Source organism: Nocardioides sp. NPDC059952 (genome assembly GCF_042730435.1).
GTDB lineage: Bacteria > Actinomycetota > Actinomycetes > Propionibacteriales > Nocardioidaceae > Nocardioides.
Window position 1 is genome coordinate 12,610 of record NZ_JBHWLY010000032.1, and the last position, 24,223, is coordinate 36,832.

Here is a 24,223-nt window from a genome sequence, read left to right on the forward strand (position 1 = left end):
TGGGCAACAGTACGGACACAACCGGCATGTCGCGGCGTTATTCCGGGGCCGCGGAAGCACCGGGCTGGCACACTCACCCGGTCATCTGGGCCGGTCTCGGTAAGGCCCTGTCAGCCGACCCTCCGGGTCGACTATTCAAACTGGAGAACACCCCACCATGGCTAACCCCACCCCGCAGCCGGCACCGGCGAAGCAGACCGACACCGGCGCCCTCGTGATCGGCATCCTGGTCACGATCTTCTGCTGCCTGCCCTTCGGCATCGTCTCGATCGTCAAGGCCGTCCAGGGTGACGCCGAGGGCGCCAAGAAGTGGGGCATCATCGGCGCCGTCACCGGCGTCGTCGTGATCGTCCTCTACATCATCGCCTCGGTCGTCCTCGGCCTCGGCATGGCCGCCCAGTCGGGGACCATGTGACCACACCCTCACGGGTGCGCGCGGGGCTCGTCCCACTGGCCGTCGTGGCCGGCGGGGCGGGCCTCGCGGCCGTCTTCGCCACCTCTCCCGGGCTCGTCGCCTACGTTCCGCCCTGCCCGATCCACGCTCTTACCGGGATCGACTGCCCCGGCTGCGGGATGACCCGCGGGACGATGTCGCTCCTGTCGGGCGACCTCGTCGGCGCGGTCGGCCACAACGCCCTGATGTTCCTGCTCGGGCTGCCGCTGCTCGGGCTGCTCTGGTTCTTCTGGCTCCGCGGCCGCGTCGGCGGCCGCCCCGCCCCCGGGTGGGCCCGTTCCCGCACCGCGCTCTACACCTGGCTGACGCTGACCGTGGCCTTCACGATCCTGCGCAACCTGCCCTGGGTGCCGTTCACGGCACTGGCTGCCTAGCGCTACCTGTCGGCGAAGTAGGCCGCACTCGCCTCGTCGGCCGGGTAGTAGGACTCGATCGCGACCTCGTCGAGGGTGATGTCCATCGGGGTGCCGAAGGTGGTGATGGTCGAGAAGAGGTTCAGCTCGCGGCCGTCGACGCGAAGCGTCATCGGGATCACGACATCCGCCTCGAGCGCGAGCGACCCCTCCTCGTCCTGACCGGCCGGAGCCAGCACCTCCTCGTAGAGCCGGGTCAGCTCCGGGTCCGCAACGACGGCGAGCTGGCGCCTGACCCGCGCCCGGAACACGGCGCGTACGTCGGCCAGGTTCACGACCAGGGGTGCCAGTCCCTGAGGGTGGAGGCCGAGGCGTACGAGGTTGACGGGTGGTTCGAGCAGCTCGGCGTCGACGCCGGCGAAGAACTGGTCGACCGCGCGGTTGGTCATCAAGATGTTCCATCCGCGGTCGACCACCAGGGCCGGGTACGGCTCGTGGGCGCGGAGAACCCGGCCGATGGCTTCGCGAGCGGACGCGAGCGCATCGTCCTCGAGGGGCCGCTGGGTGTAGCGCGGCGCGAAACCCGCGGCGAGCAGGAGCCGATTGCGGTCCCGCAGCGGGATGTCGAGCTGGTCGGCGAGCCGGAGGATCATCTCGGTGCTCGGCCGGGACCGGCCGGTCTCGACCAGGCTGACGTGGCGTGCCGAGACGTCTGCGGCGATCGCCAGGTCGAGCTGGCTGAGGCGACGTCGATGCCGCCATTCCCGCAACATCTCGCCGACCGTGTACATGGGCCCCAGGATCGCTCATCTGCCGGTCCGGCGCCATGAACTCCCATGTCATCGACACCGGTCCGGACCCCGAACACACTGGCGACATGACCACACAGAGCACATCCACCGACGCCGTCACGGCCCTCACCGCCGCCTTCGCAGGCCTTGTCGCAACAGGCGACACCGGGCCCGTCGAGCAGCTGCTCGCCCCGGACTTCCGTCACCACCGACCGGACGCGACCTCGTCCACCAAGGAGCAATGGCTCGACGCCGTCCGCGGCTCGCTCGAGCGGATCGACGGGATGCAGGTCGAGGTGAAGCACGTGCTGGCCGCCGACGGCCACGTCATGATGCACACCCGTCGGCGACTGCCGGGCGGACCCGAGATCACCGTCGTCGACATCTGCCGGTTCGAGGACGGCATGATCGCCGAGGTCTGGGAGATCATCGAGCCGGCCGCCGAGGCCGCCGCGCATCTGTCGTGGTGGGACGCCTGAGCCCGACGCCGCCGGCTCAGCTGCCCTGTTGCGCCACCCAGGAGGCGTGCAGACGGGCGTAGGTGGATCCTGCCTGAGCAACCAGCTCGCTGTGCGATCCGCGCTGGGCGAGGTGACCGGCATCGACGACGATCACCTCGTCGGCGGCCTCGGCGGTGGAGAGGCGGTGGGCGATGGTGACCGAGGTGCGTCCGCTCATCAGGCGCTCCAGCGCCCGGTTGATCCGCATCTCCAGGCGCGGGTCGACGGCGGAGGTGGCCTCGTCGAGGACCAGCAGGTCCGGGTCGGCGAGCTGGGCGCGCAGCAGCGCCACGAGCTGGCGCTCCCCCGCCGAGAGCGACTCGCCGCGCTGCCCGACGCTCGTGCGTACGCCGCCGGGGAGGCCGGCGAGCCAGTCCCCCAGGCCGAGCACCCGGGCGGCCTCCTCGATCTCCTCGTCGGTCGCGTCAAGCCGCCCGTAGCGGACGTTGTCGGCCAAGGTGGAGTCGAAGAGGAAACCCTCCTGCGGGACGAGCACGACGCTGGTGCGCAGCGAGGCGTTGCCGATCTCGCGTACGTCGACGCCGTCGAGGCGCACCCTGCCCTCGGTCACGTCCATCACCCGGGTGAGCAGCTTCGCGATCGTCGACTTTCCCGACCCGGTCTCACCGACCACGGCGACCCGGCGGCCAGGGGCGATCTCGAAGGAGATGTCGTGGAGGACCGGACGGCCGCCGGGGTAGGCGAAGGTGACCGCGTCGAACTCGATCGAGAGCGGGCCGCGGGGCAGAACCGTGCCGTCGACGCCCGGGTCGACGAGGTCCGCGGGCGTGTCCAGGATCCCGATCGTGCGCCGCCAGGAGGCGATCGCGTTCTGCGCATCGGTGAGGATCTGCGTACCCATCTGCACGGGACCCACGAAGAGCGTCACCAGGAACGCGAAAGCCAAGATCTCGCCGACGGTCAGTGCACCGCCGGTGCCCTGGTAGGCGAGCGCCAGCAGGACACCGCCGACGATCACACCGGCGTTGGCGAGGCCACCCGAGAGGCCGCCGAGGCTGAAGAAGACCGAGGTGTAGGCCTGCGCCTTGATCTGGGCCGCGCTGGTGGCATCGATCTCGCGGTCGATCCGCTCCTGGGTGCGGTCCTCGACGGCGTACGCCTTCACCACGGCGGCGCCGACGACCGGTTCGGAGACCGCGGAGAGCATCTTGGCGACCTGGCGGCGGGAGAGCGTGTAGGCCGCGGACAGCTTGCGCTGGAAGAACCGCAGGCTCAGGAAGAGCGGACCGAAGCAGAGCCAGACCAGGATCGCGAGCTGCCAGGAGTAGACCACCATCACGACGGTGGCGATCAGCATCTGCCCGATGCTGACGACGAAGAGCAGACCGCCGAAGACGATGAACTGGCTGACCTGGTCGACGTCGCTGGTCACCCGCGAGACCAGCGCCCCGCGGTGTTCGGTCGACTGGGTGAGCATCGGCAGGTCGTGGACGTGCCGGAAGGCTTTCGTACGCAGCGTCGCCAGGCCCCGCTCGGCGGCGGTGAAGAGCCGGCTCGTCATCAGGAACGACGCCACGCCCGTGACCGCGATGGCGACCACCGCGATGAGACCGGCGCGCAGGACGTAGCCGAGGTCGGGGCCGTCCGGACCACTCAAGCCGTTGTCGAGGGTCTGCTGGACCACGATGGGTACGACGACCTGCCCGACGCTCGCGACCACGGCCAGCGCGAAGGTGCCGCGGATGCCCTCGACCAGCTCCGGGGAGTGCTTGATGCCCCGGCGGATGGTCTCGATCGCGCCGAGCTCCTCGCCGCTGCCGACCCGGGTCTCGGGTTCGAGGGTCGCCGTCACTGGGCCACCTCCGGTGTCTCGTAGGCGTTCACCAGGCGGGCGTAGGACTCATCGCGGGCGAGCAGCTCGGTGTGGGTGCCGCGGTCGCGGATGCGGCCGTCCTCGAGGTGCACGACCTCGTCGGCGAGCGCGATCGTGGCCTTGCGGTAGGCGACCACGACGAGGCTGGTGTCGCCGGGGCCGTCGTCGCTCCGCAGCGCGGCGAGGATGCGCTGCTCGACCTCGGGGTCGACCGCCGAGGTGGCGTCGTCGAGGATCAGGAGTCGTGGGCGGCGTACGAGAGCGCGGGCCAGCGCGAGGCGCTGCCGCTGCCCGCCGGAGAGACTCGCACCGCGCTCGCCGAGGGTGGTGTCGAGGCCGTTGGGCAGTGCGGTGACGAAGCCGTCGGCCTGGGCCGCCTTGAGCGCGGACCAGACCTCGTCGTCGGTGAGGTCTGCGCCGAGGGTGACGTTGCCGCGTACGGAGTCGTCGAAGACGAAGGCCGTCTGTGGCACCAGCGCCGCCACCCGGGCCCACTCCCCCGCGTCCAGGTCGCGCAGGTCGGTGCCGTCCAGGGTGATCCGGCCGGACTCCGGGTCGACCAGCCGCGCGAGCAGCATGGTCAGGGTGCTCTTGCCGGCCGCGGTCTCGCCGACGATCGCGACCGTACGCCCCGGCTCGACCTCGAAGTCGACGCCGTCGAGGAGCGGCGGGCCGTCGGCGTAGGCGTAGGAGATGCCCTCGGCCCGGACGCGAGCGCCGGTCGGTTCGCGGCTGGTCCTCGCCGTGCCGTAGGCCAGGCGTCCGGTGGCGTCCAGGACCCGCCGGACCCGCCGGTAGCCGACCACGCTGCGCGGGAACTCCCCCAGCAGCCAGCCGAAGGAACGGATCGGGAAGGCGACGATGGTGAGCAGGAAGGCGATCTGGACGACGTCACCGGGCGCGGCGGCTCCGCTGGAGACGCGGCCGACGCCGACAGCCAGGACGGCGAGGACCCCGATGCTGGGCAGTGCTGCCAGGACCGGGTCGAAGGCGGCGCGGAGTCGGCCGGCGTGGATGTTGACGTCGCGCAGCTCCTGGGCCTTGTCCTGGAAGCGGGTGGTCTCCTCCGCCTCACGGCCCAGCGTCTTGACGACCAGGGCGCCGTCGAAGGACTCGTGAGCGATCCCGGAGAGCTCCGCACGCAGCTGCTGGGCGCGGGTCATCAGCGGCGAGGAGAAGCGCTGGAAGACCAGGTTGGCGACGACGACCGCCGGGAACACGAGGATCGCGACCGAGGCCAGGACGACGTCGGTCCAGAACATCTGCCCGATCGCGATCACCATCATCGCGAGGGTGCCGACGGCCATCGGGAGCGGCGCGATCGGCGCCCAGGACGCCTCGACGTCGGAGTTGGCGTTGGAGAGTAGCTCGCCGGTCGGGTGCCGGTGATGCCAGGCGAGAGGAAGCGCCAGATACTGCCGGGTGACCGCGCGGCGCGAATGGGCCTGCATGCGGTACTGCATCACCCCGGCGCCCAACCGCCGTGCCACCACCCCGACGGCCCGCAGGATCGCGACGCCGACGAAGAGGCCCACCACGGCCCACAGCCAGCCGGCGCCGATCTCGCCGTCGCGCAGCGCCGGCACCAGCACGTGGTCGGTGGACCAGCCCAGCACCCAGGCGTCGGCGACGGTGAGCGCACCGAAGAGCGCGGAGCCGAGGGTCGAGAGCGTGAAGACCGCCCACTCGCGCCGGATGGCGACTCCGAGAACCTTGAACCCGTCGGTCGTCGTGGCCCGCTGGGGTATCAGTTCCTCGTCGCTCATCTCGAGGTAAAGCCTAGGTCAGCACCGTGGCTGCGACGAATTTTTTTGGACGCCCTCGACGTGGCACCGGCTCGATAGAGTGCAGGCCGTGGCTTCCTTCGCGCGCTCCGAGCGCATCGCCCTGTGCGACACCGCCGTCTCTCTCGGGCCGACGGCCCCCACGCTCTGCGAAGGCTGGCAGGTCAAGGACCTGCTGGTGCACCTGCTCGTCCGCGAACGCCGCCCATGGGCGGCGGCGGGCAACCTCTGGACGCCGCTCGCGCCCGTGCTGAGGAAGGCGGAGGCCGCGTACGCCGCCCAGCCGCTCGAGGCTCTCGCCGACCGCCTCCGCGACCCGAAGGGCACCCCGTTCGCGCTCGGGCCGATCGACAAGGCGGTCAACACCGTGGAGTTCTTCGTCCACCACGAGGACCTCCGCCGCGCCCAGCCGGGCTGGGCACCGCGTACGCTCCCCGCCGCTGCCGAACGCGAGCTCTGGCGCACCCTGAAGCTGCTCGGCAAGGGCCTGGTCCGCTCCGCGGGCACCCCGCTCGTGGTCAGCAACGGCACCGACACCGCCACCCTCCGGGCCGGCGAGGAGCCCGTCACCATCACCGGCCCCGTCAGCGAGCTCCTGCTCTTCTGCTTCGGGCGTCACGAGGTGCAGGGGCTGTCCTTCGACGGGCCGGCCGAGCGGATCACGCTGTTGGAGAACGCGAGCCTCGGCTTCTGACGACGCCGACCCACCCCACCACGTACCGCCCGTAACCTCCCACACTCCGAGACGTTGTGTCTCAGATAACCGAATCCCCCAGGAGGTCCCGCGATGCGTCGTGCGGCAGCAGTCACGGTCGCCCTGTTCTTCGTCTTCTCGCTCACCGCAGCCGCTCCAGCGATCAGCGCGAGCGCGACCCCGGAACTGCAGGACGTGATGGTCGTCGGCAACAACTGGGACGGGACGGCCTCGATCGTCGACGCTCGCAGCCTCGAGGTGCTGCGCAAGGACATCGACCTGGTGCCGGACAAGAAGCAGGAGATCGCCGAGATCCACCAGGACCCCGAGCGCCTGGCGATGTACTACCTGGTCCGCTACGGCCCCGGCGAGGGCAACGACCAGCTCGTGGACGACATGTTCACCACCCGGGACGGCAAGCTGCTGGCGGTCTCGCGGCCCAGCCTCGCGGACGTGGTCTGGATCGACATCGCGAAGGCGCTCGCGGGCTCGCCCGACTCCGTCGTGGTCGAGCAGCAGATGGACGGCCATCGCACCGACCACATGGGCCTCTCCCCCGACGGCACCAAGCTGCTGGTCTCGGACTCGACCTCGCGATCGGTGCACGAGTACTGGATGGGCGGGGCGGGCGACCCGCGGACGGGTGAGCGGCTGCGTACGTTCGAGTCGGGCGAGACGCCCGACGAGAACAACTATTCCGAGGACGGCTCGCGCATCTTCCACGCCTCCATCGGCCGCGTCTACCTGCCCGGCGACCAGAAGGAGATCTCCCTCGACTCGCTGCCGCTGCTCAACCTCGACCAGCTCGGCCTCGGCACCATCCCCGGCACCGACCTGCTCCCGCCGATCAAGATCGGCCCGATCCACGACGCGATCAAGGGCGACCGCTGGTTCGAGATCGTCGAGGAGTCCAGCTTCGACGTCTCCCAGCGCTGGGAGATGGGCAAGGAGCTGGAGGAGGCCGGCTACCCCTCGATCTCCTCAGCCGTACGCCCGATGGCGGTCGCGCCCGGCGAGCGGTTCATCTACTTCCAGATGTCGTTCCTGCACGGCATCGTCGAGTTCGACACCCAGGCCGCCGACATCGACGGGAAGGTCGGCTACTCCACCGGCTCTGTCGAGGAGCCCCGCACCGGCGCCGTCACCCGCGTCATCCAGCTCCCCAAGCACACCCAGCTGCCCCGCGAGCTCTACGTCAACGACTCCGCCCACCACGGTCTCTCGATCGATGCCAAGGGCGAGACGCTGTGCGCAGCGGGCACGATGGACGACTATGTCGCGATGGTCGACCGCTCCAGCGGCGAGCACACCATCCTCGACGAGGAGACCACCGGCCACTACTACGGCAAGCCCTACTGGACCACCGAAGGCCTCGGCAACACCTGCTGGGCGTCGCTGTCGGACGCCGACGCGGTCGCCGTGATCGACTTCCGCACCGGCGAGGAGCTCGCCTATCTCGACGTAGGCAACCACCCCCAGCGCGTACGCCACGGGCAGATCCCGGGCTCGCTGCTGGGCTAGGGCGTTCGCGCTGCGGCGCAGATTCCCGCCATGGCGGGGATCTGCGCGGCGGGTCTGCGGCGGGGCGCGCCATTTTCCCGCCATGGCGGGAATGTGCGCCGAGCCGGCGCGTCCCGGCCGACCAGCGGTGCGATGGCGGCGCGGACGACCCAGGTGTGCGATAGCGCGCCGGGATAGCCTCTCGAGGACGAGCAGGTCCCCGCCATGGCGGGATTCTGCGGGACTACCCGCCCAGCGAGCAGGACATTTTCCCGCCATAGCGGGAAAATGCGCCTCCGCCCTCAGCGAACAGCCGCCCCCGCGCCGGAGAGGGCCTGCTTGACCTCGCCGATCCGCACCTTGCCGAAGTGGAAGATGGTGGCCGCCAGGACAGCGTCCGCACCGGCCTCGACCGCGGGTGGGAAGTGCTCGGCCTTGCCGGCGCCACCGGAGGCGATGACCGGGACGGTGACCTCGCTGCGTACGGCCTTGATCAGGTCGATGTCGAAGCCGTCCTCGGTGCCGTCGGCGTCCATGGCGTTGAGCAGGATCTCGCCGGCGCCGAGCTCGACGGCCTTCGCGGCCCATTCGATCGCGTCGATACCAGCGGACTGACGACCGCCATGCGTGGTGACCTCGAAGCCGGAGTCCGTCCCGGGCGCCCGACGGGCATCGACGGAGAGCACCAGCACCTGGTTGCCGAACCGGTCGGCGATCTCGGCGATCAGCTCGGGGCGGACGATGGCCGCGGTGTTGACGGCGATCTTGTCCGCGCCGGCACGGAGCATCCGGTCGACGTCGTCGACGCTGCGGATGCCGCCGCCGACCGTGAGCGGGATGAAGACCTGCTCGGCGGTGCGGGTCACGATCTCCAGCGTCGTCGCCCGCCCCTCGTGGGAGGCGGAGATGTCGAGGAAGGTGAGCTCGTCGGCACCTTCCTTGTCGTACGTCGCGGCCAGCTCCACCGGGTCGCCGGCGTCGCGCAGTTCCTTGAAGTTGATCCCCTTGACGACGCGACCGGCGTCGACGTCGAGGCAGGGGATGACGCGTACGGCCAACGTCATGACTGGTCCCCACGCGGCCGGCCGAGGGTGAGGTCGAGCGCCTCGGCGAGGTCCAGGGAGCCGGTGTAGAGCGCGGTGCCGGCGATCGCACCCTCGACGCCGATCTCCACCAGGCCCATCAGCGCCTCGATGTCGTCGATCGTGGTCACTCCGCCGCTCGCCACGACCGGTCGGTCGGTCGCCTCGCAGACCGTACGCAGCAGGTCGAGGTTGGGGCCTTGGAGCATGCCGTCCTTGTTGACGTCGGTGACGACGTAGCGCGCGCAGCCCTCGGAATCGAGCCGGGTGAGGGTCTCGAAGAGGTCTCCTCCGTCGCGCGTCCAGCCGCGGGCGGCGAGCGTGGTGCCGCGTACGTCCAGACCCACCGCTACCCGGTCGCCGTATTCAGCGATCGCGGCGCGGGTCCACTCCGGGTTCTCCAGCGCGGCGGTGCCGATGTTGACGCGGCGGCAGCCGGTCGCCATCGCAGCCGCGAGGGACTCGTCGTCACGGATTCCGCCACTCATCTCGACCTTGATGTCGAGCTTGCCGACGATCCCGGCGAGGATCTCTCGGTTGTTGCCGTGGCCGAACGCCGCGTCGAGGTCGACCAGATGGATCCACTCGGCGCCGGTCTCCTGCCACCGCAGCGCGGCCTCGAACGGATCTCCGAACCGCTTCTCCGACCCGTCCACGCCCTGGACCAGCTGCACCGCCTGTCCGCCCTTCACGTCGACGGCCGGCAGGAGCTCGAGGTAGTCACCCATGGGGACGATCCTATGTTCTGTACGCCGCCGCCCCTGCCCCGCCGTCGTGCTGCGAGACGGTTCCTCCGTCACGGTATGCAGGCGAAGGAACACATCCCTCGCGGAACTCCGCACGGGAAGCGGCACTTCGGCTGCATACCCTTCGACAAGCTCAGGACACCGCCTTGCTGGAGGAACACCCTCAGCGAGGCGCCAGCACCTCGAACTCGTACGCGTCCGGGTCCAGCATCCGCGCCCAGCGCCCGCCACCGTACGTCTCCTCGACCACCGCCGCACCGAGCTCGCGGAGGCGTCGGATCTCGGCGGCGGGACCGGTGTCCTCGGGCGCGATCAGGTCGAAGCGGAACCGGTCCCGCGGGCCGCGCGGCACCGGCGGCGGCCCGCCCCAGGCGACCTTGGCGCTGCCCGACGGGGTCGCGACCGCGGTCTCGCCGTCCTGGTCCCAGACCAGCGGCCAGCCGAGCGCCGCGCTCCAGAACGCGCCGTTCTCCCGCGACCCGTCCGCGGCGACCTCGCCGAGGAACCCGGTCCCCGCGAGCCAGCTGTTGCCGGCCGGGATCACGCACAGCTCGTTGCCCTCCGGGTCACCGAGCACGATGTGGTCCTCCTCCGGCAGCTGACCGACGTCGAGGTGGGTGGCGCCGAGGCCGATCAGTCGGTCGACGGTCCGCTGCTGGTCCTCCGGCAGCGTGCTGGTCAGGTGGAGATGGTGCGGGTTCTCCAGCGTCTTCGGCGCGTCCGTGGGCAGGAACCGGATCCGGAGGTCGTCGTCCGTCCGTGGCCGCAGCCGCATCTCCTCGCCGACGGTCTCGATCTCCCGGCCGAGCACCGCCGCCCAGAACACCGCGACCCGCTCCGGGTCGTTGGCATCGATGCAGATCCCGAACCGCCGAGGTGTCATGCCCGGCAACCTAGGTCGCGCCGGGCTTCCTAGGCAATCGGATTCGGGCCCGCGGCCACGGTCGCCAGCTTGGCCAGCCCCTTCTCCATATCGGGCCCGATCGCCTTCTCCATCGAGTAGAACTTGGTCATCAGCGCCATGACGCCGCCGACCGAGCCGTTGTGGGTCCAGCGCAGCTGCGTACCGTCGGCGACAGTGGTCAGGTCGAAGCTGATCGTGCTCTGGCTCTTGAACGGTTTGAGAAACGCCAGCGCGACCTCGACGTGGTCGGGACTCGACTCGGTGATCTCCATCGATCCGGCCCCCGCGCGCTTGTTGCCCGACCAGGCATAACGCGCGCCGACGCCGGAGTCCGCGCCCGAGTAGGTGCGCGTCATGTCCGGATCGAGCTCCTCCCACGGCGACCAGGCCGGCCACTCGTGGAAGTCGCTGAGCAGCGCGTGGACGCGCCCGATGTCGCCCGGCAGCACCGCGGACCTGGAGACCTCGTAGTCGGTCATGTCACGACAGTACGCCTACGGCGACGAGTCGGAGGACGACTTCGGTGCTCGAGCACGCTCGGGGTTGACGCCGACCGAGCCGTCGATGCTCTCGCGAAGGATGTCGGCGTGGCCGGCGTGACGGGTGGCGTCGCAGAGGCGGGCGGCCATGACATTGAAGAGCATGACCTCCTCGTCCCACCACGGCACAAAGCCGGGGGCGTCGATCGGGAGCGCCTCGATGGTGGCGTCGACGTGGGACCAGACGCGGTCGGCGAGGTCGAGAACATCGCTCCGGCTCTCGTGCTCGCTCGCCCAGTGGGTGGCGTCCCACCAACCGGCAGCGTCCCACGGCGGGAGGTCGACCGGCGGCGTACGGCCGAAGACCTCGCCGAAGTAGCGGGCATCCGAGAGGGCGTTGTGCTTGACCAGCCCGAGCAGGTTGGTGCCGGTCGGGGTCATCGGACGGCGGACGTCATCGTCCGAGAGCCCCTCGAGCTTCCACACCAGTGCCTCCCGGACGCCGCGGAGCTTGTCGTGCAGGTGAGACTTCGCGAAGTCGTCGATCACCGGCGCTCATCCTTCCGCGGCACGGTTGCCGTAGGTGCCGGCGGTCAGGGTGGCGTACGAGCGTCGGACGATCTCCTCGAGGACACCCAGATCGACCGCAGCGACATCCTTGAGATAGAGGCAGCCGACGCCGTGGGTGTGTGGGCCGAGGCGGGCGAGGAGGTCCTCGTGGGCCGAGATCCCGTCGTTGAGGTAGACCACGGAGGCGGCCTTGCGCGGCGAGAACCCGGCGGCCGGGGCATCGCCCTCGGTGCCGCTGGCGTACTTGTAGTGGTATTCACCAAAGCCCACGATCGCGGTGCCGAACATCCGCGGCTCCGCGCCGGTGACGCGTCGCATCAGCTCCAGCAGCGCAACCGCGTCCAGGCGACGCTTCTCCGGCGAGACGACCTCGATGAAACCCACCGGATCGGCGTCGGTCCAGGTCGTCTTGGCTGCCATCTGGCCACCCTAGCGGCGGAACAGCAGGGTGTAGACCACCGGCGCGACCATCACCGATGCGATGGCCGCGAAGACGACCGTGCCGACGTCCTCGGTGACCAGATAGACGAGCGCGTTGAGGAGAAGGAGGACGACGACCAGGATCCGTACGTTGCGCCGCCGGCGCTCCGCGAGCGCACTGGCCGGCCGGGGCCGGCGAGCCGGAACCCACCTGGCCAACCGCTCACGCCGCGCACGGCGCTCGGCGGACCTGGCATCCCGGGCGGCCCGCTCCTCGGCGGCTACAGCCGCCAGCCGCTCGCGCTCGGCACGGGCCTTCGCCCGGGCTCCGGTCTGGGCCACCTACGCCGCCTTCAAGGAGAGCACCCAGTTGCGCAGGACCGCGGCACCGGCATCGCCGGACTTCTCCGGGTGGAACTGCGTGGCGCTCAGCGGGCCGTTCTCGACGGCGGCCACGAACCGGTCGCCAGCCCCGGAATCAGGCCCAGTCTCGGCCCAGGTGACCAGCGGCGCGACCGTGCGGTCGTTGGTGACCAGGGTCCAGTCGCGCACGCCGTAGGAGTGCACGAAGTAGAACCGCTCCTTCTCCACACCCGCGAACAGCGACGAGCCCGCCGGGACGTCGAGCGTGTTCCAGCCCATGTGCGGCACGATCGGTGCCTGGAGTCGCTCGACGACACCGGGCCACTCACCGCACCCCTCGGTGGTGACACCGTGCTCGATGCCGGTCTCGAAGAGGATCTGCATGCCGACGCAGATCCCCATGACCGGACGACCGCCGGCGAGCCGCCGGGCGATGATCCGCTCGCCGCGGATCGCCCGCAGGCCCTTCATGCAGGCCTCGAACGCGCCCACGCCGGGCACCAGCAGCCCGTCGGCAGCCATCGCCTCGTCGAGATCCCCCGTCAGCGAGACCGAGGCACCGGCGCGCTCGACGGCGCGGACGGCGGAGCGTACGTTCCCGGAGCCGTAGTCGAGGACGACGACGGTTGGAACACTCACAGGGCGCCCTTCGTCGACGGGATCCCGGTCTCGCGCGGGTCGTAGGCGATCGCGTCGCGGAAGGCCCGCGCGAACGCCTTGAACTGGGTCTCCACGATGTGGTGCGGCTCGCGCCCGGCGAGCACGTTGACGTGCATCGTCAGGTGGGCGTGGTGAGCGATGGAGTCGAAGACGTGCTGGGTCAGAGAGCCGAGGTAGGGCACCCCGGAGCCGCCGAGCAGCACGTACTGCTGGCCCTCCGGCTCGCCGGTGTGGACCGAGTAGGGCCGCCCGGAGACGTCCACGACGCACCGCACCAGGGCCTCGTCGAGCGGGACGGTCGCGTCGCCGTAGCGGCGGATCCCCTTCTTGTCCCCCAGCGCCTCGCGCAGCGCCTGGCCGAGCACGATCGCGGTGTCCTCGACGGTGTGGTGGGCGTCGATGTGCACATCGCCCTCGGAGTGCACGGTCAGGTCGACCAGAGAGTGCCGTCCGAACGCGGTCAGCATGTGGTCGTAGAACCCGACGCCGGTCGCGACGTCCACCCGTCCGGTGCCGTCGAGGTCCACCTCGACGACGACCTTCGACTCCGAGGTCTCCCGCTCGATCCGCGCGGTGCGTGCGGTCATGCTCGTTCTCCATTCACATCGGTCAACGCTTGCTTGAAGGCGGCCATCTCCTCGGGGGTCCCGACCGAGACCCGCAGCCATCCGTCTGGCCCGGTCTCGCGGATCAGCACGCCGTGGTCGAGCAGTCCCTGCCAGACGGCGTGCCGGTCGGCGTAACGGCCGAAGAGCACGAAGTTGGCGTCCGAGTCGGCCACCTCGAGGCCCGCTCCGCGCAGCCAGGTGACCAGGGAGTCCCGCTCCCGGCGAAGCGAGGCCACATAGCCGAGCAGCTCCGGCGCGTGCCGCAGGGCCGCGCTCGCCGCCGCCTGGGTCACCGCGGAGAGGTGGTAGGGCAGGCGTACGACGCGGATCGCGTCACAGATCGCCGGGTCGGCGGCCAGGTAGCCGAGCCGCAGCCCGGCTCCGGCGAACGCCTTCGACATCGTGCGGGTGACCACCAGGTTGCGGTGCTCGGAGAGCAGCTCCAGCGCCGAGGGCACCCCGGTCCGCCGGAACTCGCCGTAGGCCTCGTCGACCACGACGATCCCGCCGTCGCCGACCGCCTCGCACAGCACCGCGACCGCCTCCAGCGGCAGCGCGGTGCCGGTCGGGTTGTTGGGGCTCGGCAGGAGTACGACGTGCGGCCGGGTCTCCTCGACCAGCGCCCGCGCCTTGTCGAGGTCGATCGCGAAGTCCTGCTCGCGGTGGCCCACCAGCCACTCGGTGTTGGTGTCGCGGGCGTACTCCGGATACATCGAGTACGTCGGCGCGAAGCTGATCGCGGTGCGCCCCGGGCCACCGAAGGCCTGCAGCAGCTGCAGCATCACCTCGTTGGACCCGTTGGCCGCCCACACCTGCTCCGGCGTGATCTGCGCCTCCACATCCGAGGAGAGGTACGCAGCCAGCCCCTCCCGCAGCGTGACGAACTCGCGGTCGGGATAGCGGTTGAGCGTGCGCGCCGCCTGGCCGACGCTGGCCGCGATGTCGGCGATCGTCTCGGCGGAGGGCTGGTAGGGGTTCTCGTTGACGTTGAGCTGGACCGGGACGTCCAGCTGCGGCGCGCCGTAGGGCTCGATCCCGGCGAGCTCGGCACGGATCGGCGGCCAGCTCATGAGGAGAACCTCACCGACACGGCAGCGCCGTGGCCCGGCAGGTCCTCGGCCTCGGCGAGGGTGACCACGTGGTCCTTGACCGCCGCCAGCCCCTCGCGGGAGTAGTCGACGACGTGGATCGACTTGGTGAAGGCGCGCACCGAGAGACCCGAGGAGTGGCAGGCGCAGCCGCCGGTGGGCAGCACGTGGTTGGACCCGGCGCAGTAGTCACCCAGCGACACCGGAGCGTAGGAGCCGACGAAGATCGCGCCGGCGTTGCGGATCCGGCCGGCGACCCGTGCGGCATCGGCGGTGTGGATCTCGAGGTGCTCGGCCGCGTACGCGTTCACGACCTCGACGCCCTGGTCGATGTCGTCGACGAGCACGATGCCCGACTGCGCACCGGTCAGTGACGTACGGATCCGCTCGACGTGCTTGGTCGCGGCGACCTGCTTGTCGAGCTCGGCCTCCACGTCGGCGGCGAGCGTCTCGGAGTCGGTGACCAGCACCGAGGCCGCGAGCGGGTCGTGCTCGGCCTGGGAGATCAGGTCGGCGGCGACGTAGGCGGCCTCGGCCGTCTCGTCGGCGAGGATCGCGATCTCGGTCGGGCCGGCCTCCGAGTCGATCCCGACCTGGCCCTTGAGCAGGCGCTTGGCGGTGACCACGTAGATGTTGCCGGGACCGGTGACCATGTCGACGCGCTCGCACGGGTCGACCCCGTAGGCGAACATCGCGATCGCCTGGGCACCACCGACGGCATAGACCTCCTCGACGCCGAGCAGCGCGCACGCGGCCAGGATGGTCGGCTGCGGCAGCCCGCCGAACTCTTTCTGCGGCGGCGAGGCCAGCGCGATCGAAGGCACCCCGGCCACCTGGGCCGGGACGACGTTCATCAGCACCGAGGAGACCAGCGGAGCCAGACCACCGGGCACGTAGAGCCCCACGCGCCCCACCGGCACCTTGCGGTGCGTCACCCGCGCGCCGGGCGCCAGGTCGGTGACCGCGTCCTGCTCGAGCTCGGCGGCACAGGTCGTACGCAGCCGCGCGATCGACTCCTCGAGCCCGGCCCGGATCGCCGGGTTCAGCTCGTCGAGGGCCTTGGTCAGCGCCGCTTCCGGGACCCGGATGTCGTCGACACGCACGCCGTCGAACTTCTCGGAGAACTCCGCGATCGCCTCCTGGCCACGCTCGCGGACGGCGTCGATGATCGGCTGCACCGCATGCGTGGCGGCCTCGATGTCGAACTCGGCGCGCGGCACGGCAGCGCGGTAGTCAACAGTGGGGTCGGCGCCCCTGAGGTCGATGCGGCGGATCATGCCTCAAGTCTACGAGTGGGCAGCCTCCGGAGCCGATCTGCCGACGCCACGTGGACGCTGCGCGACACGCGGCGGAGACGCATACGGCGCCCCGATCCGGGTACTCGGACATCTGACCCACCAAAGGAGGATCGTCATGGCACTGACACGACCGTTCCACCGACAACACCAGCAAGCAGACGAGAACCAGCCCGGCGTCGACGAGAACCACGCCACGACCCGCGACTACCACCCGGGTGGTCCGGCGGTCGTCGGCCACGATGACCGCGTCGAGCGCCCGCACAACGCCGAGGGCGAGGCCGGCCACCTGCGCGCAGGAGACGCCGTCGAGCACCACCGCCACGCCCAAGAGGGCCGACGTGCCGCTCTCCACGACACCTACGGAGGCATGAACTGGGGCGCCTGCTTCTTCGGCTGGCTGGTAGCGGTCGGAGTCACGGTCCTTCTCGGAGCGACCATCAGCGCCGTCGCCTCGGCGGTCGGCGCCAACCAGAACTGGACCCAGACGGACCTGCAGGAGATGTCGGGCTCGGTCGGTATCGCGGCGGCCATCACGCTTGCCGTGGTGATGTTCGTCGGTTACTACGCCGGCGGGTACGTCGCCGCTCGGATGTCCCGCTTCGATGCCCGCCGACAGGGTCTGGGCGTGTGGATCGTGGCGATCGTGGTGATGATCATCGCTGCCGTCGCCGGCACGCTGTTCGGCGCCAGCTACGACATCATGCGGCAGGTCGACCTGCCCAGCGTGGGGCTGAGCACCGACCAGCTCAGCTGGGGCGCACTGATCACCGGCATCGCCCTCCTGGTCGTGATGCTCGTCGGGGCAGTCCTCGGCGCCGCCAGCGGTCAGCGCTACCACACCAAGATCGACCGGGCGGTCTATGACGACTGACCGCTCGGGTCGGCAACTGAAACAACACGGGGGTTCGTGGGCGCACACGCCCGCGACCCCCCTAGGTTGGTGCCCGTGAACGAGCGCCAGCGATTACCCATGTTCCCGCTCAACGCGGTCCTGTTTCCCGGCGTGACGCTTCCGCTGCGCGTCTTCGAGGACCGCTACCGCGCGATGGTGCACCACCTGCTCCGCCAGGAAGAGGAGGACCGCCACTTCGGCTCCGTCGCGATCCGCGAGGGCTACGAGGTCGGTGAGACCGGCGCCCAGTCGCTCTACCGCGTCGGGGTGAAGCTGCTGATCACCGAGGTGGAGCGGCACGACGACGGCTCCTTCGACCTCGAGGTGCTCGCGGTCGACCGGATCCGGATGGACAGCCTGGTCAGCTCGGGCGACTTCCCCGTCGCCGATGTCGAGGACCTTCCCGAGGACCACGTCTCGGTCCCGAACGCCATCGTCGACACCGCACGCGCGACCTTCACCGCCTACCGGGCAGCGCTGCTGGAGTTCCGCGACGACCCGTTCTCCGGCTCGCTCCCGAAGGACCCGGAGTTCCTCTCCTGGACCATCTCGGCCACCACGCCCCTGCCCATGCCCGACCGGCAGTCGCTCCTGGAGGCACCCGACGCCGGCGTACGCCTCGGCATGGTCACCGACCTGCTCCGCTCCGAGCTCAAGGCGATGAACGTCATCCCCTCGCTGCCGGCGACCGAGGTCGCCCGCACCAAGTGGTCCCCCAACTGATGGCCAAGAAGCAGGCCGGGAAGCGGGCCGGTGGGGGCACGCCGGCGACCGTCGCGCTCACCCAGGCCGGCATCGACTACACCCTGCACCCCTACGAGCACGACCCGCGCGCCGAGTCCTACGGCCTCGAGGCTGCCGAGGCCCTCGGCGTCGAGCCGAAACGGGTCTTCAAGACGCTGATGGCCTCCCTCGACGGCAAGCTCGTCGTCGGCATCGTCCCCGTCACCGGCCAGCTCGACCTCAAGGCACTCGCCCGCGCGCTGGGTGGCTCGAAGGCGCAGATGGCCGAGGTGAGCGCGGCCGAGCGTGCGACCGGCTACGTCGCCGGCGGGATCTCACCCGTCGGCCAGAAGCGTCCCCACCCGACCGTGGTCGACGAGTCCGCGACGGCGTACGACTCGGTCTACGTCTCCGGCGGGCGACGCGGCTTGGACATCGAGCTCTCCCCCGCCGACCTGATCAAGATCACGTACGCCACCGCCGCCCCCATCGCCAGATGACCCCGCCGAGTCGGCTCGTCATGACGCGCCGACTCGGCTCGGCAGGTCAGTCGACGGTGATGCGAGCCAGGGCTCGCGAGGTGTCGCCATCCACGTAGGCGCTGAAGCCGAGCTGGCCGAGCGCCTCGATGTCGTCGGCGACCTCGGGAGCCTCGGCCGTCACCAGCTCGTCCAGACCGTCGAAGTCGACGTAGACCACCGCGGAGGCGTCCTCGGCGTTGGGGACCGCGTCCTTGAACTTGTCGGTCTCTGCCAGGCCACCGTCGGCGAGCAGGTCCTTGCCGTAATCACCGATCCCGACGGATGTCACCTCGCCCTCGCTGTCGACGCTGACGATGCCCGCGGTGCCGAAGCCCGAGGTGAGGTCGTCGACGAACTTCTCGACATCGGCCGGGTCGGCACCATCGAGCTTGATGCCGATCTCCAAGGAGTCCGGAGCGCTCAGGTCGATCTCGCCGGCCGCGATCGCGAAGCTGTCACCGAGGAGCTTCTCGAGATCACCGGGCGCCATGCCGAGCATCTGGTCGAGCTGGTCGTCCGCGCCGCTTCCGGCCAAGCCGGTCGTCAGCCAGCCGTCGGCCGGGTTGGCCGCGATCACAGCGGTGGTGTCCTTCGGCAGCGTACCGGCGATGGTGCCGGCCTCCACGGACTCGGCCTGCTCGCCCATCGACGAGGCGGCCTCGAGCTCGAAGGCGTTCTCCTCGGCGCGCACGGTGAAGGCCGCACCGCCGAAGTCCTTCATCGCCGACCGGATCGTCTCGGCCAGGGCGGCCGGGTCGGGCAGCGGCGCGATCCCACCCATCGCGTTCCCGGCGAGCTCACCCTCGGCCTTGTCGAACGCGCCGTTCTCCGCGGCCTCGGCGATGGCGTCCGGCAGCTCCTCGGCGGCGTACGCCGTGATGAAACCGGTCCCGCCGATGTCACCGGTCCACTTCTTGAAGCCGGCGTCCTCGGCCAGGGTGCCGGCAGCCACCGCCTTCTCGATCGCGGCGAGGTCGTCATCGGTCTCCGCGATGAGCGCCCACCCGTCACCGACCGACCATGCGGACTCCGAACCGCCACACCCGGCGAGCTTGGGAAGGCCGGCCTCGGCATCGGACTCGTCGGTGACCTGCAGGGCGAACGCGAGCACCGGCTCCGCGTCCGCGGGGACCGCGCCGACGGCGGCCTTGTAGCCGATCCAGGGCTCGACGTCCTTGGCGAAGTCGAGGTCGTCACAGGCGTTGGCGAACAGCGCCTCGCGCGGGTCCTCGCCCTCCTCGAGGCCGAGCTCCTTCTTGATCGACGGCAGCTTGCGCAGCGTCGGCAGGGCGTCCTTGGCCTCGGTCAGGTCGATCTCGGCGTAAGCGAGGGTCGAGGCGGGGAATGCCTCTGCCGGGGACCCACCGGCGTTGCTCAGCGCGACTGCGGTGAGGGTCCCGGCGGTGGCCAGCGCCGCGACACCCAGGACGGCTGCCGCGCCGATGAGCAGCGGCTTCCTGCTCCTTCCGGCAGAGTCCCCGCCGAGGTCGAGGATCTCTGTCGCCTCCGGTCCGGACGGGTTCTGACCGGGAGTGATTTCTGACATCAGTGACTTTCAGGTTCTGTCGGTCAGCACCGTGCCGACCGTCCAACCTGATGAATCTACGCCGACCAGGGGCCGCTGTCCGCCCCAATTACCTTTCGGTCGCGGCCTGCTGCCCGTCGAGCTCGTGGTCCTCGCGAGGGTGCGGTGCCCACATCAAGAAGATCACCATCAGCGCCAGCATCGCCGAGCCCGGGACGAGCAGGACCAGCCACGGCGAGGCCAGCTGGAAGCTGTCCGGCAGGACGGTGCCGTCGGCGGCGCCCTTGGCGAGAGGGTTGGGGTCCTCGGGCGAGAGCAGCGAGGTGACCAGCAGCATCAGACCGCCACCGATCGCACCACCGACCATCAGCGCGCCGAGGGTGACCAGCTCGGAGCGGTTGAGCCAGACCGCGGCGGCGATGCCGACCAGCAGGCCGAGCACGATCGCGCACACCGAGAACCAGGCGGTCGCGGCGAAGACGCCCTGGTCGATGTTCTGCCCGATGGCGGGCGGGTCGATCGAGATGAGCCCCCGGTACCACTTGTCCTCGAGGACCATCCCGGTCGGCGGGGTCCACAGCGTCGCCGCGGCCAGCCCTGCCGCGAGACCTCCGACGATGAAGGCGACCACGATGAAGGCCACCTGGACCAGCACCGGTCGGGACAGGTCGGGGCGGGCGGAGCGGTGGCCGGTCGCGTAGAGGCTGGGCGGCGGCGGCACGATCAGATTGTCAGGCATCCTGGTCCGAGGAGTTGTTTGAGGTCGGCGAACAGCTCGGGAGTCGGTGCCACCCGCAGCCGGTCGTCGAGCTTCATGACCCGGGTCGCGTCCCGTGTCATCAACCGTAGCCTGACCTCGGCTACTCCGGGATAGGTGGTCAGTACGTCACGCAGCGACGCGATCACCTGCGGCGTGCACCGCGTCGACGGCAGCGAGATCACCACCGGCCCGCCGGCGGCACCCGGCCCACCGGTCAGGTCGGGGACGGTGACCTCCTGGCCGCGCAGCTCGGGCTGGTCCTTGTCGCGGGAGAGCTGGCCCTTGACCCTGATGATCGAGTCCTCGACCAGGTGCGGCGCGGCCAGCTGGTAGGACGACGGGAAGAGCAGCACCTCGACCGAGCCCTCGAGGTCCTCCAGGGTCACCGTCGCCCAGGCGTCGCCCTTCTTGGTGATCCGCCGGTTGACGTTCGTGACCAGCCCGGAGACCGTGACGGTGGTGTTGTGGGGCCGCGTCTCGTCGGTCATCAGCTGTCCGATGGTGCAGTCGGTGCCGTTGGCCAAGACGTGCTCCAGGCCCATCAGCGGGTGGTCGGAGACGTAGAGGCCGAGCATCTCCCGCTCGTGGCCGAGCAGGGTCATCTTGTCCCACTCGTCCATGTCGGGGATGGCCACCGAGACGCCGAAGCCGTCTCCGCCGTCCTCGTCGAGGCCGCCGAAGAGCGAGTCCTGGCCGATCGCCTCGTTGCGCTTGATGTCGATGTACTGGTCCACCGCGGTCTCGTGGATCGCCACCAGCGCGCGGCGGCGGTGCTTCATGTCATCGAAGGCACCGGCCTTGATCAGCGACTCGATCACACGCTTGTTGCAGGCCCGCTCAGGCACCTTGGAGAGATAGTCGTTGAAGTCCTCGAACCGGCTCTTGGACGTGCGGGCCTCGACGATGCCGTCGACCACCTGGGCGCCGACGTTGCGCACGGCGGTCAAGCCGAAGCGGATGTCGGTGCCGACGGCGGTGAAGTCGTGGGCGGACTCGTTGACGTCGGGCGGCAGCACCGCGATCTTCATCCGGCGACACTCGTTGAGGTAGATCGCCATCTTGTCCTTGTCGTTCTTGACCGAGGTCAAGAGCGCGGCCATGTATTCCGTCGGGTAGTTGGCCTTCAGGTAGGCGGTCCAGTAGGTGACCACGCCGTAGGCCGCCGAGTGCGACTTGTTGAAGGCGTAGTCGGAGAACGGCAGCAGGATCTCCCAGATCGTGTCGATCGCCTTCTGGGAGTAGCCGCGCTCGAGCATGCCGGCCTGGAACCCGGCGTACTGCTTGTCGAGCTCGGCCTTCTTCTTCTTGCCCATCGCGCGCCGCAGGTTGTCGGCCTGTCCGAGCGAGAACCCCGCCAGGACCTGGGCGATCGACATCACCTGCTCCTGGTAGACGATCAGGCCGTACGTCTCCCCCAGCACCTCCGCGAGCGGCTTCTCGAGCTCGGGGTGGATCGGCACGATCGGCTCGCGGCCGTTCTTGCGGTGGGCGTACTTGTTGTGGGAGTCGGCACCCATCGGGCCCGGACGGTAGAGCGCGGAGACCGCGGTGATGTCGGCGAACCGGTCGGGGAGCATCGAGCGCAGCAGCGCCCGCATGCCACCACCATCGAGCTGGAAGACGCCGAGCGTGTCGCCGCGCTGCATCAGCTCATAGGTCGGCTTGTCGTCGAAGGGGACGTCCTCGAGCACCAGGTCGATGTCGCGGTTGGCGCGGATGTTGCCCAGCGCGTCCTCGAGGGTGTGCAGGTTGGAGAGGCCCAGGAAGTCCATCTTGACCAGGCCGAGCGACTCGCAGGTCGGGTACTCGAACTGGGTGACGACCTGGCCGTCCTGCTTGGGCTCCATCAGCGGGACGACGTCGATGATCGGCTCGGAGGCCATGATCACGCCCGCGGCGTGGATGCCGGTCTGCCGGATCTGGCCCTCGAGACCGAGCGCGGTCTCGTAGATCTTGCGGACGTCGGGGTCGGTGTCGTGCAGGGCACGGAAGTCGCCGCCCTCGCCGTAGCGCTTGTGGTCGGGGTTGAACAGCTCCTTGAGCGGCACCCCCTTGCCCATCACGTCGGGCGGCAGCGCCTTGGTGATCCGGTCGCCGATCGCGAAGCCGTGGTCGAGGATGCGGGCGGCGTCCTTGATCGCCTGCTTGGCCTTGATCCGGCCGAAGGTGGCGATCTGGGCGACCTTCTCCGCGCCGTACTTCTCCGTGACGTACTTGATCGTCTCGCCGCGGCGGTGGTCGTCGAAGTCGATGTCGAAGTCGGGCATCGAGGGACGCTCGGGGTTGAGGAACCGCTCGAAGAAGAGTCCGTGCTCGAGCGGGTCGAGGTCGGTGATCTTCAGCGCGTACGCCACGATCGACCCCGCACCCGAACCACGACCCGGGCCGATCCGGATGCCGTTGTTCTTCGACCACTGGATGAAGTCGGCGACCACGAGGAAGTAGCCCGGGTAGCCCTTCTGCAGGATGACGTCGATCTCGAACTCGACGCGGTCGCGGACCTCCTGGGTGGTCTTCTCCCCGGGGTAGCGGATCTCGATGCCGCGCCAGGTCTCCTTGCGCAGCCAGGACTCCTCGGTCTCCCCCTCGGGGATGTCGGCGAGCGCCATGTAGCCACCGGTCGACTCGGTGAACTGCACGTCGCAGCGCTCGGCGATCAGCAGGGTGTTGTCGCAGGCCTCGATCAGGTCCTGCCGGCCCCACAGCTCGCGCATCTCGGCGGCGGTCTTGATGTAGTAGCCGCTGCCCTCGAACGCGAACCGCTTGCCGCCCTTGGAGTAGGGCGGCTCGTTCATCCGGCTGCCCGACTGCACGCACAGCAGCGCCTCGTGGGCGCCGGCGTCCTCGGGGTTGTTGTAGTGGGAGTCGTTGGTCGCGACGGGTGCGATGTTCATCGCCTTGCCGAGCTTGAGCAGGTCGTCCCGGACCCGCTTCTCGATGGAGATGCCGTGGTCCATCAGCTCGAGGAAGACGTTGTCCTTCCCGAAGATGTCCTGCAGCTCACCGGCCTCCTTGAGCGCCTCGTCCCACTGGCCCAGCCGCAGCCGGGTCTGGATCGCGCCGCTCGGACATCCGGTGGAGACGATGATCCCTTTGGAGTGCTCGGCGAGGATCTCCTTGTCCATCCGGGGCTTGAAGTAGTAGCCCTCCAGGCTGGAACGGCTCGAGAGCCGGAAGAGGTTGTGCATCCCCTCGGTGGACTCGGCCCACATCGTCATGTGGGTGTAGGCGCCACCACCCGAGACGTCGTCGCCGCCCTCCTGCGCCGCATCGCCCTTGCCCCACCGCACCCGCTTGCGCTCGCCGCGCGGGGTGTTCGGCGTGATGTAGGCCTCGATCCCGATGATCGGCTTGACGTCGTGGGCCTTCGCCTTCTTCCAGAAGTCGTAGGCCCCGTGCATGTTGCCGTGGTCGGTCATCGCGATCGCCGGCATCTCGAGCTCGCTGGTCCGCTTGAAGAGACCATCGAGGAGCGAGGCACCATCCAGCATCGAGTATTCGGTGTGGACGTGCAGGTGGACGAAAGAGTCCTTGGAGCCGGCCGCCATTGGCGTGGAGCCCTCCTCGAGGTCGAACGGATGGAGCGGGCGCAGGAGCCCGCGCAAACGGACGACCTGGGGGAAGGACTACAGACTATCTGGCGCCACCGACAGTTTTTCGGGCGGCTGGCCGTA

The 24,223-nt window shown here is 69.8% G+C and carries 25 protein-coding genes; 8 read left to right on the top strand and 17 right to left on the bottom strand.

The genetic code is table 11. The features are described from left to right. The first annotated feature begins 157 nt into the window (after positions 1-157). A complete protein-coding gene (locus ACFV9G_RS15945) occupies positions 158-415 on the top strand; it encodes a CD225/dispanin family protein (RefSeq protein ID WP_378728459.1) in 258 nt (85 codons plus the stop codon). Beyond that, the gene (locus ACFV9G_RS15950) at positions 412-828 is read left to right on the top strand and encodes a DUF2752 domain-containing protein (RefSeq protein WP_378728460.1); all 417 of its coding nucleotides are present in this window, start codon (positions 412-414) and stop codon (positions 826-828) included. Before ACFV9G_RS15945 ends, ACFV9G_RS15950 begins: the two co-directional genes overlap by 4 nt. Positions 829-830: 2 nt before the next feature. On the opposite strand, the gene ACFV9G_RS15955 is transcribed toward ACFV9G_RS15950, so the two are convergent. Next, the gene (locus ACFV9G_RS15955; protein WP_378728461.1) at positions 831-1,598 is read right to left on the bottom strand and encodes a helix-turn-helix domain-containing protein; all 768 of its coding nucleotides are present in this window, start codon (positions 1,596-1,598) and stop codon (positions 831-833) included. A gap of 86 nt (positions 1,599-1,684) precedes the next feature. Here ACFV9G_RS15955 and ACFV9G_RS15960 point away from each other — a divergent pair, with 86 nt between their 5' ends. Then, positions 1,685-2,077: a nuclear transport factor 2 family protein gene (locus tag ACFV9G_RS15960; RefSeq protein WP_378728462.1), complete on the top strand. Its 393-nt coding sequence runs from the start codon at positions 1,685-1,687 to the stop codon at positions 2,075-2,077. 16 nt (positions 2,078-2,093) lie between these two features. On the opposite strand, the gene ACFV9G_RS15965 is transcribed toward ACFV9G_RS15960, so the two are convergent. Both ACFV9G_RS15965 and ACFV9G_RS15970 read right to left on the bottom strand, forming a co-directional pair. Next, entirely contained in the window at positions 2,094-3,911 is a 1,818-nt protein-coding gene (locus tag ACFV9G_RS15965) for an ABC transporter ATP-binding protein (RefSeq protein ID WP_378728463.1), read from the bottom strand. Further along, on the bottom strand, positions 3,908-5,698 hold the full coding sequence (locus ACFV9G_RS15970) for an ABC transporter ATP-binding protein (RefSeq protein ID WP_378728464.1): 1,791 nt from the start codon (positions 5,696-5,698) through the stop codon (positions 3,908-3,910). Before ACFV9G_RS15970 ends, ACFV9G_RS15965 begins: the two co-directional genes overlap by 4 nt. An 88-nt stretch (positions 5,699-5,786) precedes the next feature. Between ACFV9G_RS15970 and ACFV9G_RS15975 the strand changes: the two genes are divergently transcribed. Both ACFV9G_RS15975 and ACFV9G_RS15980 read left to right on the top strand, forming a co-directional pair. Continuing rightward, entirely contained in the window at positions 5,787-6,410 is a 624-nt protein-coding gene (locus ACFV9G_RS15975) for a TIGR03085 family metal-binding protein (RefSeq protein WP_378728465.1), read from the top strand. 93 nt (positions 6,411-6,503) lie between these two features. Further along, positions 6,504-7,931 carry a YncE family protein gene (locus ACFV9G_RS15980; protein ID WP_378728466.1) on the top strand — a complete coding sequence of 476 codons (1,428 nt, stop codon included), beginning with the start codon at positions 6,504-6,506 and terminating at the stop codon, positions 7,929-7,931. 281 nt (positions 7,932-8,212) lie between these two features. Here ACFV9G_RS15980 and hisF read toward each other — a convergent pair whose 3' ends face one another. The 11 genes from hisF to hisD all read right to left on the bottom strand — a co-directional run bounded on the left by hisF (position 8,213) and on the right by hisD (position 16,107). After that, on the bottom strand, positions 8,213-8,974 hold the full coding sequence (gene hisF, locus ACFV9G_RS15985; RefSeq protein WP_378728467.1) for an imidazole glycerol phosphate synthase subunit HisF: 762 nt from the start codon (positions 8,972-8,974) through the stop codon (positions 8,213-8,215). Continuing rightward, positions 8,971-9,720 (bottom strand): bifunctional 1-(5-phosphoribosyl)-5-((5-phosphoribosylamino)methylideneamino)imidazole-4-carboxamide isomerase/phosphoribosylanthranilate isomerase PriA, encoded by a 750-nt coding sequence (gene priA / locus ACFV9G_RS15990; RefSeq protein ID WP_378728468.1) that lies wholly within the window; start codon positions 9,718-9,720, stop codon positions 8,971-8,973. Before priA ends, hisF begins: the two co-directional genes overlap by 4 nt. A 181-nt stretch (positions 9,721-9,901) precedes the next feature. Continuing rightward, positions 9,902-10,621: a VOC family protein gene (locus ACFV9G_RS15995; protein WP_378728469.1), complete on the bottom strand. Its 720-nt coding sequence runs from the start codon at positions 10,619-10,621 to the stop codon at positions 9,902-9,904. A 29-nt stretch (positions 10,622-10,650) separates the two neighbouring features. Then, on the bottom strand, positions 10,651-11,121 hold the full coding sequence (locus ACFV9G_RS16000; RefSeq protein WP_378728470.1) for an SRPBCC family protein: 471 nt from the start codon (positions 11,119-11,121) through the stop codon (positions 10,651-10,653). A gap of 15 nt (positions 11,122-11,136) precedes the next feature. Further along, positions 11,137-11,670, bottom strand: coding sequence for a DinB family protein (locus tag ACFV9G_RS16005; protein ID WP_378728471.1), 534 nt, complete (start codon positions 11,668-11,670; stop codon positions 11,137-11,139). Positions 11,671-11,676: 6 nt separating this feature from the next. Next, on the bottom strand, positions 11,677-12,111 hold the full coding sequence (locus tag ACFV9G_RS16010; RefSeq protein ID WP_378728472.1) for a DUF1801 domain-containing protein: 435 nt from the start codon (positions 12,109-12,111) through the stop codon (positions 11,677-11,679). Positions 12,112-12,120: 9 nt separating this feature from the next. Further along, positions 12,121-12,453, bottom strand: coding sequence for a hypothetical protein (locus ACFV9G_RS16015; protein WP_378728473.1), 333 nt, complete (start codon positions 12,451-12,453; stop codon positions 12,121-12,123). After that, complete coding sequence (gene hisH, locus ACFV9G_RS16020; protein WP_378728474.1) at positions 12,454-13,113, bottom strand: imidazole glycerol phosphate synthase subunit HisH; 660 nt, start codon at positions 13,111-13,113, stop codon at positions 12,454-12,456. It lies immediately after the preceding gene. Next, on the bottom strand, positions 13,110-13,721 hold the full coding sequence (hisB, locus tag ACFV9G_RS16025) for an imidazoleglycerol-phosphate dehydratase HisB (protein WP_378728475.1): 612 nt from the start codon (positions 13,719-13,721) through the stop codon (positions 13,110-13,112). Before hisB ends, hisH begins: the two co-directional genes overlap by 4 nt. Further along, positions 13,718-14,812: a histidinol-phosphate transaminase gene (locus ACFV9G_RS16030; protein WP_378728476.1), complete on the bottom strand. Its 1,095-nt coding sequence runs from the start codon at positions 14,810-14,812 to the stop codon at positions 13,718-13,720. Before ACFV9G_RS16030 ends, hisB begins: the two co-directional genes overlap by 4 nt. Further along, positions 14,809-16,107 carry a histidinol dehydrogenase gene (gene hisD, locus ACFV9G_RS16035; RefSeq protein WP_378728477.1) on the bottom strand — a complete coding sequence of 433 codons (1,299 nt, stop codon included), beginning with the start codon at positions 16,105-16,107 and terminating at the stop codon, positions 14,809-14,811. The genes ACFV9G_RS16030 and hisD overlap by 4 nt, the downstream gene beginning before the upstream one ends. A 136-nt stretch (positions 16,108-16,243) precedes the next feature. On the opposite strand from hisD, the gene ACFV9G_RS16040 reads away from it, so the two are divergent. From ACFV9G_RS16040 to ybaK, 3 genes are all read left to right on the top strand, one after another. Next, complete coding sequence (locus ACFV9G_RS16040; RefSeq protein WP_378728478.1) at positions 16,244-16,999, top strand: hypothetical protein; 756 nt, start codon at positions 16,244-16,246, stop codon at positions 16,997-16,999. Between the two features lie 99 nt (positions 17,000-17,098). Then, positions 17,099-17,743, top strand: a complete 645-nt coding sequence (locus ACFV9G_RS16045; protein ID WP_378728479.1) for an LON peptidase substrate-binding domain-containing protein — start codon at positions 17,099-17,101, stop codon at positions 17,741-17,743. Continuing rightward, entirely contained in the window at positions 17,743-18,243 is a 501-nt protein-coding gene (gene ybaK, locus ACFV9G_RS16050; RefSeq protein WP_378728480.1) for a Cys-tRNA(Pro) deacylase, read from the top strand. The genes ACFV9G_RS16045 and ybaK overlap by 1 nt, the downstream gene beginning before the upstream one ends. A 46-nt stretch (positions 18,244-18,289) precedes the next feature. Here the strand turns inward: ybaK and ACFV9G_RS16055 are convergent, their stop codons facing one another. The 3 genes from ACFV9G_RS16055 to dnaE all read right to left on the bottom strand — a co-directional run bounded on the left by ACFV9G_RS16055 (position 18,290) and on the right by dnaE (position 24,097). Then, entirely contained in the window at positions 18,290-19,810 is a 1,521-nt protein-coding gene (locus ACFV9G_RS16055; protein WP_378728481.1) for a hypothetical protein, read from the bottom strand. A gap of 88 nt (positions 19,811-19,898) precedes the next feature. Continuing rightward, positions 19,899-20,528: a hypothetical protein gene (locus ACFV9G_RS16060; RefSeq protein ID WP_378728482.1), complete on the bottom strand. Its 630-nt coding sequence runs from the start codon at positions 20,526-20,528 to the stop codon at positions 19,899-19,901. After that, a complete protein-coding gene (gene dnaE / locus ACFV9G_RS16065; RefSeq protein ID WP_378728507.1) occupies positions 20,513-24,097 on the bottom strand; it encodes a DNA polymerase III subunit alpha in 3,585 nt (1,194 codons plus the stop codon). Before dnaE ends, ACFV9G_RS16060 begins: the two co-directional genes overlap by 16 nt. Positions 24,098-24,223 lie beyond the last annotated feature (126 nt).